Here is a 14144-nt window from a genome sequence, read left to right as displayed (position 1 = left end):
AATCATTATTGCTTGCCAGTCACTATGTTATTGGTGCAAGTGGTCGTAAATTGTATCGGCTAGATCTTGGCTAATGCCGGGTACGCTGGCAATTTCACCCTTACTGGCTTTTTTCAGGCCATGTAAGCCACCCATAAACTTCAACAGCGTTTGGCGACGCTTAGCGCCAACACCTGGAATAGATTCAAGGCTTGAGGTATTTTTTACTTTTTGCCGTCTGTTCCTGTGGCCGGTTATAGCAAAGCGGTGAGATTCATCTCGAATATGTTGTACTAAATGCAGGGCTGGAGAATGACTTTCCATTGGCAGCACGTCGTGACTGCCAGCAAGTATCAATGTTTCTAAGCCAGGCTTACGTGTGGTTCCTTTAGCAACACCTAAAAGCATAGGCTTTTTATCATGAGGCCAGTCTTCGAAAAATGCCTCCGCTTGCGCTAGTTGCCCCTTGCCACCATCAATTAACAGCAAATCAGGTATTTTCTGTACTTCTTTCACCGATTTATACCGGCGCTTTAACGCCTGTGCCATTGCAGCATAATCGTCGCCTGGCGTAATTCCCTCAATGTTGTATCGACGGTAATCACTCTTTAACGGCCCTTCTCTATTGAATACCACGCATGAGGCTACTGTTTGTTGTCCCGAGGTATGGCTGATATCAAAACATTCCATGCGCTGAATTGGGCTGTCTACTTCCATGGCCTCTTCTAAATCGAGGTAGCGAGCAAAAACCGACTTCTGTTGGCTGTACTGAGCATCAAGCGCAGACTCAGCATTTGTTTGTGCTAGTTCGAGGTACTGCCGCTTTTCTTCCCGAGCACCTTTAAAGAACGTTACTTTGTGATTAGCTTCGCTACTTAGCAGCTCTACTATAGCGGCTTCGTCACTTAAGGTGTGCGCCATAACAATTTGACGTGGAATAGTTTTATTTCCAGCCAAATAAAACTGTAAAAAGAACGACTCGAAAACTTCGCTCTCATTGGCAATGTTGGGCACTTTTGGGAAAAAAGCCTTGCTGCCTAAAAGTTGCCCTTCGCGAATAAACATAACCTGTATACACGCCATATTACCTTTAAACGCGAAGCCAAATACATCCATGTTGTCTTGTGTACCTGCAACCCATTGACGCTCTTGTACCTTGCGAAGGGCATTAATTTGATCTCGGTAGCGCGCAGCAGCTTCGAAATTCAGCGCTTCACTGGCCTTTTCCATGTTCTTCACCAAGCTACCAATAACCTGTTGATTTTTTCCTTTTAAAAACAAACGGGCAAAATTTACTTGTTCTTTATATTCTTCATCAGACACATACCCCTCGACACAAGGTGCACTGCATCGTTGCATTTGATATTGCAAGCAAGGGCGACTGCGAGCCCGGTAGTAACTGTCTTCGCATTGACGTACTGGAAAAATACGCTGCATAGAGCGCAAGCTTTCTCTTACCGACCAAGCACTGGGATAAGGTCCAAAATACTCGCCCTTCTTTTTCTTCGGTCCGCGATGAAAAGATAGACGAGGATGTTCATGGTCAGATAAAAATATAAACGGATACGATTTGTCATCGCGCATAACCACGTTGTATCGCGGCTTATATTTTTTTATGAAGTTGTTTTCTAAAAGAAAAGCCTCTGTTTCACTGTTAACAACCGTGACATCCATATGCGCTATTTGACTGACAAGCGATCGTGTTTTCGCGTTATCCACGTTAGTGCGAAAATAACTAGAAACACGTTTTTTTAAGTTTTTCGCTTTTCCAACATAAATGACCTCCTCCTGAGCACTGTACATTCGGTACACGCCAGGTTGGGAGGTAAGATTTTTTAGAAACGCTGCTGAGTCGAATGCAGACATAATGTAAGAGGTTGTTACCTATAGCAGATTTGAATCGATAAGTTTGTGGCGCAGCGCTAAATGAGTCAGCTCTACGTCGGTTGCCACGCCAAGTTTATCAAACATTCTATATCGGTATGTGTTTACCGTTTTAGGGTTGATGCTAAGCTCGCTGGCTATCTCGGGCACGCGCTTGCCCTTAGTCAACCGCATGGCAATGCTCAGTTCTCGCGAAGACAAATCGTTAAAAGGATTGTCTGAACGCGGTGATAGCCTTCCAATAGCAATGCTGTTTGCCACGTCACTATCAACATATTTTTGACCTGCAGCCACTTTGTGAATAGCTCGAATGACTTCATCGGGTTCGGCGTCTTTAGTCAAAAATCCGTATGCCCCGGCTTCCATTACCTGCATAGGTATTGGGCTTTCGGTATGCATAGACAGACAGATCACTCGCGTATTCTCAGACATACGCACAATTTTTTTCGTTGCCTCTAAACCGCCAATGCCGGGCATATTTACATCCATCAATATAACATCGGGCGCGTTCTTTCTGCATAGTTGAACCGCATCTTCACCGCTCTTCGCTTCAGCGAGAATAGTAAAACCATCGACGTCTTCCAATATGCGTCGAATCCCTGTCCTTACCAATTCATGGTCGTCTACTAGGATTATTTTGATCACAAGATTGTCTCACTAACATCGCGTCTTACAAACGATTGTATAAATCGCTATACGCATAGATTTATTATTTTTTAATGGCTCTGTAGGCATAATACCACGAGATTCGCCAAGGTGAAGCATACTTCATTTTTTAGTTTAGGGCGTGTTAAACGAAAAATAGTCTATTTAAAGCTTCTATTATTTGCAAAGGGTGGCAAGCAAGGTTCAGTCGAATAAAGCCTGGCGCATTGAAAAGACTTCCATCGCTACCAACAACGCCGCGCTTTATACAGGTTTCAAAATCTGACGCCGGCTTAAACACAGTTGATTTGTCATTACCCCCAAACAAAAGACTTATATCTTGCGTCTGATCCTGTCTTAGCGTCTGCACAGTAGAATTTTTTTGTGCCGGCAAAGCATGATGTACATCAGATAGGCATAACCATAAAAAGTAGCCCGCCTGCCCCATCGTGTAACTACACTTAATATGATGTTCTTTAAAATACAAATGAACTAGCTTGCGGTTTAATGCAATCGCACTTCGCACTTCATCTAGCCATTGCTTTGAGTTGTTATAAGCAGCTTGCAATGCAATTTGCGACAGATTACTGGCATCTAAATGCCGTGATGTTATGGCGGCACGAAAAGCTTCTCGTCGCTCACTATCGTCAATGATGGCGTAGGAACCACCAGGGATAGCAGCGAGATTGAATGCTTTTGACGCGCTGTTAACATGAACAATGTTTTTTTGCAGGCGCCTGTCTACACCGGATCCAAACAGCGGGATCGCTTCTGGACTGTCTTCATCAACAAAACCGAATTCACTGTGCACCTCATCGGTAATAATGGTGATATTATTTTGGTGACAAAACTGTATGATTTCTGTTTGAAGATCTGCTGAGAGTACGGTGCCAGTAGGATTGTTTGGATGACACAGTACAAACGCAGTGGCATTTTGAGATAGCACGCTAACGTCTACGATTGGGCTTTTATCTTTACCAGGTCTATTGGCGCCGTTATTTGTATCCGTTTTAAAAGGAACGCGATGAACGTTCAAATTATTGTTGATAATGCAATCAACCAACGGCCCGTAAGTGGTATCAAAAATCATGACATCATCGCCACTACGGCAAAATGTTTTCAACGCCACATCGACAGCGCTTATTACACTGGCCACACCAATAACGTTTTCAGATGGCACACCATGCCATAAACTAACACTTTTCTGCAGAGTATCTGTCTGATACCCGTAACGTTCATTTGCACATTGGGCTATGGCAGTAGCAATAGCAGAATGCGGCTGGGTATCCATATCCGCAATCCACATCGATAGTGAATCTGCGGGTGCCTGGGGAAAACGTTCGGCCAAGACCGCATGCTTTAATCGGTTCTGCGCTGCGGTTTCTAACTCGGCGCGAGTATTTATTTGTACGCTTTCTCTAGTGCTGTCTTGTGAGGTTGCAGTTAATGGCTTGCAAAAACGCGGAGCCTCCCAAACGTGTTGATAAGCCAACAAGTTACTCACTATGCTTTCGCCAGTTTGAGATTCAGCGTTATTCATATGTGCATTTCTTTACAAAAAAGGCAGGCGCTGCAGCGCACAGAGCAGCGATGGCCAGCACTTAGAAGTTTCGGTGCCGGCATCATCGCGCTTTTTATACTGCCTTGTTCTCGCACTTGTCGTCGCACTTGTCGTCGCACTTGTCGTCGAGGCAGCCAGTTATTTCCGTTTTTCAAAAACGTTAAACTCGGAAAGCGTATGCTGATATTTGCGCTTGGTTTCTCGGATCACAAACGCTATTTCTTGAGGTGCGCTTACTCTGGTTAAGTTCGGGCTTAGTGCTTGTTCCAGTGCTTCTGTAGAACTCAAGGTTTCGCCGTTTTCATCTTTGTAACCGCCTAACCATTCACTGCGTTCTGTATATTCCTCTAACCACGTAAACGGGCTGGCAACTATAAGTAATCCACCAGGGTTAAGGCGTTCGCTCATATCCGCAAGCACTTTACGAGGGCTGTATACTCTGTCTATCAGGTTACCCATGAAAATCAGGTCATACCCAGTGAGATGAGGCTTAAGGTTACACGCATCGCCTTGAGAGAATGAGACCTTTTCTACTGTACCCTCTAAGCCCATAGCGGCGAGTTTTCGAGATTTAAATGAAGTGAGTTCGCCCTCTTCTATCAGGTTGTAGCGTACTTCACCGCGTTCCTGCATCGAAAATGCAGTTTTAATAAAGCGAGCGGAAAAATCCACACCGTCAACATGGTCAAAGTGTTTTGCTAGCTCGAACGTAGAGCGCCCCACAGCACACCCTAAATCAAGGGCTTTAACTGATTTTCTGTTCTCCATTGCGCGAATACAAAACTCAGCACTTGCCTTTGCAAAGTTCTCAACACCGTAATATTCATCACCGTAGTGAAACTCGCTGTATTGCGAAACTTGTGTATCACTTTCGTAATCTAAATCATTCACTTGAATAACACTCTCACCTTGTACATACCTAAAACCTGCGTGCTGGAAAAAATGACGTCTAAATGCATAGCGGCTATCTTTCATTGCCTCGTTGCCCGTTGAAACCCAGCTACCGCCTTTTATCAGGTTATGTTTGTTGTCGTATGTCGGCGTTGTAAAGTCGTCGTAAAGTGGATGCACTTTAAAGCCGTCATACGGATAAATGGGCGTTTCAGTCCACTGCCACACATTGCCCACTACATCAAAGAATTCACCTGTTTTATTTACGTTAACAGGTTCGCTAGATGCGAATTTGTGCAAAGCAATGTTAAAACCATCAGAATAAACTGCTTGGGTAAGTCCAGCCTCATCTCTTAGGCGTAGCCATTCGTTTTCAGTGGGTAATCGAGTTAACTCACCACTTTTTTCACTTTTGTAGTTACAAAAGGCTTTAGCTTCATGATAGTTAACATCAACAGGCCAGTCTAAAGGCAATGGAAATTCATCGGTCATGCTGCGATACAGGTAACCCGAGTCTGTACGACGCCAAAATATTGGATGTTCAGCTTTGGTGTAAAGACGCCACTTATTTCCCTCTTCTTCCCAAAACTGTGCATTTTGATATCCGCCGTCGTTTATAAAGTCTAAGAACTCGCCATTGCTTACCAAAAAGCGAGAAGCTTTGAATTCGTTGACACGCTCGTCGAGATTACCGTACTCGTTATCCCAACCGTAATATTCGTTGTCCCACGTTTTGTTAGCAGACACGTTCCCTGCTGAAACGGTAATCATTTCATTTTTTGGTATTGCGCTTACATCGGTAATCGATGAGTGACAGCGAGGCCAACTTTGGCTTGTATCAACGTGAGAGAGAGAAAGTTGCCTAATAAGCACAGACGAAGTTTCAAGATGGATACGCTCGTGTTCAATACCCATCACTATTGGCCACATTGGGCTTTCCCAGTTGATTGGCATAGCAAACGGTATGGTGTCGATTAAATCGCACATTAATGTTCGTACCTGCTGGCGGTATGAACGAACCTCATTTACCGTGGGCCAATCATAATTTTTGTCGTTCAAATCATCCCAACTCATCTCATCGACACCAATGGCGAATAAAGATTCAAACCGAGGGTTTATGCGCTCGTTAATAGCTTTTGACAAAATGAGTTTATTAATAAAAAAAGTTGCTGTATGGCCAAAGTAAAAAATAAGTGGGTGGCGTAACTTCTCAGGGCGCTGATAAAAAGCATCGTCGCTTTTAAGACAAGAAAACAGTGATTCATAAGTATCGAAGGAATCGAGAAAATATTTTTTCACTTCCATACGTTTTTGCTCAACAGAACCTTCAATAAGATTGAGCGTGGACATTGCCTGCATATATTCCTCGTTTTTTATTCTTTATTAACGTGTGCCAAATTAGTGCCTACCGATGAGCTGTCGAGCATAAACACTCGACAAGATTGAACGCATTAATTTTCCGTTATATAACTTCGCTACATTGTAGTTGTAGCAAATCTGCGCTGTTTTATCAGACTTTTCTTTTATGGGCGTTGTGATAATACAGCGTATTTATGATGATGAGATGAACCTTAAATACCCTGAGCAGAATAGATGAGATCACAAGTTGAGTGTGTTTATTAATAAAATGGCATACAACACATAGTCTGATTTTAAGTTCGACAGAACGGCTGGTTTCCGTCAGCTAATGACCAATGAGCGTGTAATGTGCAAGTAGCTGTTCAAACACTGTTCAAATAGCTTTTCAGATAGATACTAGGTTATTTGTTGAAGAAGTCGTTGCAGCCCGGGTAACAGCAGACTTTTATGCAATAAAAGTAACAAATGGAACCTACATAAAGTGAAACAGAAGGACATAAAAAAACCCGCAGCAAGTGCGGGTTTTCGTAATATGGCGGAGAGTGAGGGATTCGAACCCCCGGTGGGTTTGACCCCACGTCTGATTTCAAGTCAGGTGCATTAAACCGAGCTCTGCCAACTCTCCTCAAGTGCTGCGTATGATAATGATTTTACCGCCTCTGTAAACCCTTTATTTCAACAAAATCAACCAACTGCCGAAATGCTAACCAAAATGGCTAATTTTTGATTTATGCCGATTAAATTTACATCGTTTATCGATATTCACGAACTTAATCATGCCACAAAAACATCGCGGCGGGTTTATCCATTACATGCAACGATGCTGTGTAGTCTGCTTTGCGCTTATTAGCACCATAACATACGTGAAGTGGTATCAGGTGTTCCTCTCTCGGATGAGCATATCTCGCCTCAGGTGCATTTTCCCATTGAATAAGTTGTTCTTCTCTTTGATTTTCAGCGACTATATAGCCTTCCGCATCGCCTCCAACCACATTTTTCATCCAATCGTTAAACGCTTTTGCCTTACGGTAGGCTTCATCACTACTGTCAAAAAAACCATGCATATTGTGAAAAGAGGAACCAGAACCAAGAAGCAAAATTCTCTCTCCATTGTTTTCAAGATGAGTTCCGCTACTGTTTACAGAGTTGTTATAGCGCAAAAGCGCACTTTTTAACGCTGCGCCGAGTTGAATATGTTCAGCAGAATTTAAATCAGCCTTCAAAGAAACTTGAATACAGGGGATGTTTGCGTGTGGAAACATTAATGTAAGCGGTATAAACATTCCATGGTCAAACCCTCTGGCCTCATCTGTTGCTAGCGGTATATTTTCACCCTGTAAAGTCTCTGCTAGATAATGAGCAAGTGCTGGAAAGCCCGGTGCATCATACTTCAAAGAATAGGCTTGTTCGGGAAAACCATAGTAATCGTAGATAATGTCTGGGGTTGAGTTAGCAGTAACTGTAAACATAGGCTCTTCCCAGTGAGCGCTGACAATTACAATAAAATCTGGCCGACCAATTTTGCCTGTTAATTCATTCAATGTTTTGATCATTTCACTGTGTTTTGAATGATTTAGTAAGGGCAACGGTCCGCCCCCGTGAGTAATATAGGCGGTTGAGACTCTTGCCATGGTTAATACCTTTTACAATTATTTACCCTATTCTTTAACGAGCAGCTTTTTTAAGGGCTGTTCTTGAAGAGTTGTTTTTTAAAGCAGACTAGGCACGCAACAAACTTGATGAGTTCGCATTTGCGTGTGATAACTCTTGAGATGAGAAAGAATGAAAAATGTTTGAGTAACAAGTCAAAACGGTGGTAAACGTTAAAGCGTAATGTTTGATACACCACCGTTTTGCAAGCGCGTGCTGTTAATTCAGTTTACTGACAATGAGTTTGTCTACTGAGTATTTCCCTCCACCCTGTACCGCAAGTGCAGCGGTGATAGCGAAAAGCGATAAAGCAAACTCATAGCCATTATTACTCATAAATAAACCGTTACTTGCATGTACACTAAAAATAGCCACTAACATGGTAAAAGCACTTACCGCGGCAGCCGGTCGAGTTAAAAAACCAAGTATTAACGCTATACCGCCAAAAAATTCAGCGCTACCCGCTAAAAGTGCCATAACAAATCCAGGTGCTAGCCCAATACTTTCCATCCACTGGGCAGTGCCCTCTAAGCCGTATCCACCAAACATGCCAAATAGCTTTTGTGCGCCATGGGCAGCCAGAATAATGCCAACTGGTAAACGTAATATTGCACCCGCGATGCTGTCGTTGGTAATAAAAATTTTATTTAGTATTGAATTTTTCATAGTTGTTGCTCCTAAATTTGTAGTTCGTCGTAACGTTAAGTTATGACGTAAATTGCATTTGGCTGCTTGTTGTAAAAAGCGGCTCACTTAAGGTGTCTGTAAATCTTAACTAGCAACATAACTTGAATAAATACGCCAGCTGTTGAATTATTAACAATGTTTTGTTGTAAATTGGCAACCTTTTAGCGTTTGTCTTTGTAACTTCCCTATTTATAGAAATGCAGCTTAGAGGCAATAAATGGATCGGATAGATTTACTGAAAACCTTTGTCACGGTGGTTAACGAAGGTAGTTTTACTAATGCGGCACTGCGATTAAATACATCGAATCAACTGGTTAGCAAATACATAAGCCAGCTTGAAAAGAAGTTAGACGTGAGACTTTTTAATCGCACAACGCGTAAAATACATTTAACCGAAGCTGGATATCAGTGTTTGCAACATGCTAATCACATACTTGAAAGTATGAATGATATGGAAGGGCAACTAGGGCTACTTAGTACGCAAGTAAAAGGCACCTTACGAGTGAGCGCTCCCGTTTCATTTTCTACGCTTCATTTATCCTCTTGCTTAAGTGCTTTTCAAAAACAATTTCCCGATGTTTCTATTAATTTGCAGCTTAACGACAGAAAAGTGGATGTGGTGGATGAAGGTTTAGATGTGGCACTGCGTGCAGGTGTTCTTAGTGATTCTTCGCTTGTGGCAAAGAAAATTACAACCATCAAGCTTGCTCTTTGTGCGTCGCCGAGTTACCTCAAGAAATACGGTATCCCCGAGCATCCTTCGCAATTAAAACCCGAGCATTATTTAGAGTACTCCCATGTTAATTACGAAAACGAAGAGTCTGAACTTATACAGGCGTTAAAAGCTAATGCACAAAAGCATACACCTCGGCTAACGGCAAACAACGGTGAAGTTTTATCTGATGTGGCAGCACAAGGTGAAGGTTATGTTTTACAGCCAACTTTTATAGTAGCCGAAGCACTTAAAAACCAAGAACTGGTGTCTATTTTAGAAGACTTTGTTCCCCAATCAATTTCTCTTTATGCGGTTTATCCTCACAGAAAATTAGTGTCGTCAAAACTCAGAGTATTTATCGATTTTTTGTGCGAATTTTTCAAAGAAGAGCCATATTGGGACCAGTGAAACAGAAATCATAAAAAGCTTCTATACGCTGCCTTCGCCACCTATAAATTGTCATTTATAGGATAGCAAAGGCATAAATGTGCGTATTAAAAGCTTTTTAAAATTCAATGAAAGCGCCTAGCTGTTAATAAAATAGACTACTAGACGCGAAACGTATCCATTATTGCAGGCACTCCAGGGAACATGCCGATGAGCGCCATAACAGTACAAAGCACAATAAAAGTGATGCCAGGTATTAGCCACCTCCCTGCCTTGCCGAGATCCAGAGCGCGATCTTTACACCCCACAATACCTAAATTATCTAGCAGCATAGTAAACGACCAACCAAAAACTGGGTTTACCAGCACGGAACTTATTACGACAAGGGCAGCAGATTGAGTTGTCTTACCCTCGCGAGTCATTTGCATACCCGCTTCCATCAAAGGTAAAAATACACCCACGATTAAAGCAACACACAATACTGGTGGCCAAATTGCTAAGTCCATTGGGTAACCCCAAATGGCAGCAATAACGCATAAAACACCTGTTATTATCGCGCCGCCAGGAATAGGCCTACGGGCAATTGATGCAGGGATGATGTAAGTTCCCCATGAAGATGCGATGTTGCCTCCTCCCAACGCAGAACCCACTGCTTGGCGAGAAGACGCCGCTATCATAGTGTCATCGATATTCATGTAGGCTTTTTCGCTGTTCTTCGGGTAACTTAGCTTTTGGAACACCTGCTGACCTAGAAAGTCGGGAGACCACATAGCAACCGCTAATACCGCAAAGGGTAATACAGCAACAAAATTTGACCAATCTGGTAGACCTAGTTGCCAACCTGTATTTTCTCCCCACCAATATGCTGGGTTTAAATTAGGTATTCCCGGCGTGGTTGAGAACTCAAACGGTGCCCCTAATGCTAGGGCGAGTACTGCCGCCATTACGGCACCGAGAGGAATAGCCAGCCAGCGTTTTTTAATGTGCTCCAGCCAAGCATACATAATAATAGTAGCAACAAGCACAACGAACGCCACATAGCCCATATCAAAGCCTTCAGCCCAAGCAAAAAGCTTTTTCACTTGGCCTGTAATACCAATGAACCCAAGATACAGTAGTAATCCACCACACACACCGTTACTGGTGAGCCTGGCCAGAAGACTGCCCCCCTTCGTTATTCCAAGCAAAAAGCCAAACACACCGATAAGTAAACCCAATGCCATAGGATGGCCGCCAGATGCCACCATAAGCGGTACAAGTGGCAGTAAGGGCCCATGCGTTCCTGCCAAATTTGCAGTAGGATTTAAAAAGCCAGAAATCAGCACAACAAACAAAACAGCGGCTATTAATAGCTCGAAGCGAACATTTTCAATTACAAATTCCGGTGATAGGCCAAGCGGTGCAGCAAAAGCCCCTACTACAGCAGCCACCATAACTATTTTTCCTATGGTAGCTGCCATACCTGGAATAAAATCTTCCCACTCTATGCGATAGTCTTTTAATGGGATATTAGGGCGCCAACGTTTTGGGGAAAGTATTTTTAATTCGTGGTTGAGATAATCATCTCGGGTTTCAAATGAGCCACTTGGCTTGTGTAGTTCTTGATAAGAAGAGCTATCTTGAGACACAAAACACCTGTAGGTTGCAAAAAGGAAGCGCAAGGGTAAACAGGTGTATGAACGGTAACAATGCGACTGTAGTCTTAGACAAAAGGTTAGCCAACAGCTAAAAAGGCATTTTTATTTGGCGCATAAAAAAACCCGCAACGATGTGCGGGTTTATCTAATCTGGCGGAGAGTGAGGGATTCGAACCCCCGGTGGGTTTGACCCCACGTCTGATTTCAAGTCAGGTGCATTAAACCGAGCTCTGCCAACTCTCCAGAAGTGCTGCGTATCTTAATGATATTTTTTTCGCTGTAAAGGGAAAAATTAAAAAACTTATTTAAGTGCCCATAAATCAATCAAATAACGTATCAACTGAGTGCCTTGGGTGTTTTTATAGGCACATAACGTCTTTTTCATCTGAAACTACTTGAAAATGGGAACTAAAACCCATACAACATACACTAATTAACAGTGTACCATTTGTGGTCATATCATAGTCCTTTTGGAGGAAACAATGGATCAACGTTCGATGTATTCTAGTGCATCTCAACCATCGGTATTGCAGACGAACAAGGTTCTACGCAACACCTACATGCTGCTTGCGATGACACTAGCGTTTAGTGCAGTTTGTGCAGGTGTCGCCATGGCAGTAGGTATTTCTCCTATGATGTCTTTAGGCATGACCATAGGCGCATTTATCACTCTATTTGTTGTACAGAAAAAAGCAGACTCTTCATCAGGTATCTTTTGGGTGTTTGTATTTACCGGCCTTATGGGTGCATCGCTTGGCTACACATTAAACTTCTATCTAGGCGTGGCTGGTCCAGGTCTGATTATGGAAGCATTAGGTGCAACAGCGTTAGTGTTTTTCGCTCTATCAGGATATGTTTTAACTACCAAGAAAGACTTCTCATTTATGGGCGGGTTCTTGGTTGTAGGTTTGGTGGTAGTGCTTGTAGCTGCAATCGCGAACATTTTCTTTGCTGTGCCGGCGGTTAGCCTAGCAATCAGTGCTGCTATCGTATTTATTATGTCTGGTTTCATTCTGTTCGACACTAGTCGTATTATCCACGGTGGCGAAACCAACTATATTCGCGCTACAGTATCGCTTTACCTGAACATTTATAATCTGTTCACTGCTATCCTTCACCTATTAGGTGCATTTGGCGGCGACGACTAATTTAGCGTTTTAAGCTATAAACAAACACCCCTTAACCGGGGTGTTTTTGTTTGGAACACTTTTTATGGCGCAATATTCAGTTTTAATTACCTCATCGCCTTTTCAAGGCGACAGCGCTCTTCGCGCGTATCAATTTATACAGGGCGTGATCAGTAATGGTGATACGGTAGACAACTTATTCTTTTACGGCGACGGTGTTTACCACACCAATAACCTAATGCTTAATACTGGCGATGAATTTTACGGCCAAGATGCTTGGAAGCGCTTAAGCGAGCAACACGAAGTTAAGCTGCTGGTGTGCATTACAGCGGCGGTTAAACGAGGTATTGTTAGCGATCAAGAGGCACAAGAACACGGCATAGCCCAAGCTAACCTTTCTGCCCCTTTTATACAGGCAGGATTGGGTGAATTTTTTACCGAGCTACATAATTGCGACAGACTGGTACAGTTTTAATGGCCACAATACTTATTCGATTCACGCAAAGCCCTTATGGCAGCGCAATCAGCCAAGACGGATTAGATTTTACCTTAGCTGCGACTAATTACGGCCATAACATCATCGTTTTGTTTGAAGGTGAAGGTGTGCTCCAGCTTACTAAAACTCCATCTAGCAAAGGTATTAAAAACCACAGTAAACGGCTGGCATCCATGCCTTTTTTCGATATTGAAGACTGCTACATTTGCAAAGACAGTGCAGAAAACTTTCAAATTCATACGCTGTTTGAGAACACACAAGTTATTGAAGAGCTCGAAGCCCAACTCGTGACAGCGCACGAACGTGTTGCTTTAGTTGAAAAAGCCGATCATGTGGTGACATTTTAATGCTGATAAATTTAACTAAAAGAGCAATTACTGCCAGCGATATCGCGTTTATTGATGCAGCACTAAGCCATGAAGATGCGAATGACTCAGGAGATAAGCAAAACATCTCGGTTATCGTGTTTTCGGGCGATGGAGTATATGCACAGCATCATTTAGCTACTACTGAACACGCTTTTAAAGAGCAGTCTATTGAAACAAGTGCTGCTAAACTTTACGCAGTAGCAGACGATGTAGCATCACGTGGTGTAAAACCTTTAAAGCACCTAGCTTTAATTAGCGCAGAAGAATTTGCTGCGCTATCAGGGCAGCATCAACATTGGGTTGCTATCTAGGGCGTGCCTTAGTATCTAAAAGCAGCTGTGAAGAACAAGTCACAAATGAAAAATACTCTGATTAACAATGGCGAAAGACATGTCACAAGAAACATTTAGTTTTTCCTACAATGGAAAAGAGATCCCAACAGATAAAGCAGGCTATTTGCTAGATTACACTTTGTGGGATGAAGGCATGGTGCCCTTGTTAGCCAAGGAGGAAAGCATCGAACTTACCGACGCCCACTGGGAAGTGGTTCGATTTGTTCGCGAGTTTTATGAGGAATACGAGACAAGCCCAGCCATTAGAGCATTAGTAAAAGCTATGGCGAATAAATTTGGGCCTGAAAAAGGCAATAGCCGTTATCTACAGCGCCTGTTTAAAAAAGGCCCTGCTAAGCAGGCCACAAAGCTAGCAGGATTACCCAAACCTGCTCGCTGCTTGTAAACACATATGTCTCGCTAAAC

General features: G+C 42.9%; 13 protein-coding genes and 2 tRNA genes. 6 read left to right on the top strand and 9 right to left on the bottom strand.

Going from position 1 to position 14144, the window contains the following annotated elements; translation table 11 throughout:
- Nucleotides 1–27: 27 nt before the first annotated feature.
- The 7 genes from uvrC to GTW09_RS00430 form a co-directional block, all read right to left on the bottom strand.
- Nucleotides 28–1845, bottom strand: coding sequence for an excinuclease ABC subunit UvrC (gene uvrC / locus GTW09_RS00460; protein ID WP_071978992.1), 1818 nt, complete (start codon nucleotides 1843–1845; stop codon nucleotides 28–30).
- 18 nt (nucleotides 1846–1863) lie between these two features.
- Nucleotides 1864–2508, bottom strand: a complete 645-nt coding sequence (gene uvrY / locus GTW09_RS00455) for a UvrY/SirA/GacA family response regulator transcription factor (RefSeq protein ID WP_071978993.1) — start codon at nucleotides 2506–2508, stop codon at nucleotides 1864–1866.
- 145 nt (nucleotides 2509–2653) lie between these two features.
- On the bottom strand, nucleotides 2654–4048 hold the full coding sequence (locus GTW09_RS00450; RefSeq protein WP_163109158.1) for an aminotransferase class I/II-fold pyridoxal phosphate-dependent enzyme: 1395 nt from the start codon (nucleotides 4046–4048) through the stop codon (nucleotides 2654–2656).
- 159 nt (nucleotides 4049–4207) lie between these two features.
- Nucleotides 4208–6319, bottom strand: coding sequence for a 5-histidylcysteine sulfoxide synthase (gene ovoA, locus GTW09_RS00445; RefSeq protein WP_163109156.1), 2112 nt, complete (start codon nucleotides 6317–6319; stop codon nucleotides 4208–4210).
- A 533-nt stretch (nucleotides 6320–6852) separates the two neighbouring features.
- Nucleotides 6853–6944 (bottom strand) — tRNA-Ser (locus GTW09_RS00440).
- Nucleotides 6945–7089: 145 nt separating this feature from the next.
- Nucleotides 7090–7950, bottom strand: coding sequence for a DODA-type extradiol aromatic ring-opening family dioxygenase (locus GTW09_RS00435; RefSeq protein WP_163109154.1), 861 nt, complete (start codon nucleotides 7948–7950; stop codon nucleotides 7090–7092).
- Between the two features lie 238 nt (nucleotides 7951–8188).
- Nucleotides 8189–8635, bottom strand: a complete 447-nt coding sequence (locus GTW09_RS00430) for a DoxX family protein (protein WP_163109152.1) — start codon at nucleotides 8633–8635, stop codon at nucleotides 8189–8191.
- 238 nt (nucleotides 8636–8873) lie between these two features.
- On the opposite strand from GTW09_RS00430, the gene GTW09_RS00425 reads away from it, so the two are divergent.
- Nucleotides 8874–9779: a LysR family transcriptional regulator gene (locus GTW09_RS00425; RefSeq protein WP_163109150.1), complete on the top strand. Its 906-nt coding sequence runs from the start codon at nucleotides 8874–8876 to the stop codon at nucleotides 9777–9779.
- A 140-nt stretch (nucleotides 9780–9919) separates the two neighbouring features.
- Here the strand turns inward: GTW09_RS00425 and GTW09_RS00420 are convergent, their stop codons facing one another.
- Both GTW09_RS00420 and GTW09_RS00415 read right to left on the bottom strand, forming a co-directional pair.
- A complete protein-coding gene (locus GTW09_RS00420; protein ID WP_163109148.1) occupies nucleotides 9920–11386 on the bottom strand; it encodes a DUF3360 family protein in 1467 nt (488 codons plus the stop codon).
- Between the two features lie 160 nt (nucleotides 11387–11546).
- Nucleotides 11547–11638: transfer RNA gene (locus GTW09_RS00415), tRNA-Ser, on the bottom strand.
- 239 nt (nucleotides 11639–11877) lie between these two features.
- Here GTW09_RS00415 and GTW09_RS00410 point away from each other — a divergent pair.
- From GTW09_RS00410 to GTW09_RS00390, 5 genes are all read left to right on the top strand, one after another.
- Nucleotides 11878–12543: a Bax inhibitor-1/YccA family protein gene (locus tag GTW09_RS00410; RefSeq protein ID WP_163109146.1), complete on the top strand. Its 666-nt coding sequence runs from the start codon at nucleotides 11878–11880 to the stop codon at nucleotides 12541–12543.
- A 64-nt stretch (nucleotides 12544–12607) separates the two neighbouring features.
- Complete coding sequence (tusD, locus tag GTW09_RS00405) at nucleotides 12608–12997, top strand: sulfurtransferase complex subunit TusD (RefSeq protein WP_071978995.1); 390 nt, start codon at nucleotides 12608–12610, stop codon at nucleotides 12995–12997.
- Nucleotides 12997–13365 carry a DsrE family protein gene (locus GTW09_RS00400; protein WP_163109144.1) on the top strand — a complete coding sequence of 123 codons (369 nt, stop codon included), beginning with the start codon at nucleotides 12997–12999 and terminating at the stop codon, nucleotides 13363–13365. Before tusD ends, GTW09_RS00400 begins: the two co-directional genes overlap by 1 nt.
- Nucleotides 13365–13697, top strand: a complete 333-nt coding sequence (locus GTW09_RS00395; protein WP_163109142.1) for a DsrH/TusB family sulfur metabolism protein — start codon at nucleotides 13365–13367, stop codon at nucleotides 13695–13697. The genes GTW09_RS00400 and GTW09_RS00395 overlap by 1 nt, the downstream gene beginning before the upstream one ends.
- A gap of 79 nt (nucleotides 13698–13776) precedes the next feature.
- Nucleotides 13777–14124 carry a TusE/DsrC/DsvC family sulfur relay protein gene (locus GTW09_RS00390; RefSeq protein WP_163109140.1) on the top strand — a complete coding sequence of 116 codons (348 nt, stop codon included), beginning with the start codon at nucleotides 13777–13779 and terminating at the stop codon, nucleotides 14122–14124.
- Nucleotides 14125–14144 lie beyond the last annotated feature (20 nt).

Source organism: Alteromonas hispanica (assembly GCF_010500915.1).
Classification (GTDB): Bacteria; Pseudomonadota; Gammaproteobacteria; order Enterobacterales; family Alteromonadaceae; genus Alteromonas; species Alteromonas hispanica.
This window is presented reverse-complemented; position numbering and strand designations above follow the sequence as displayed.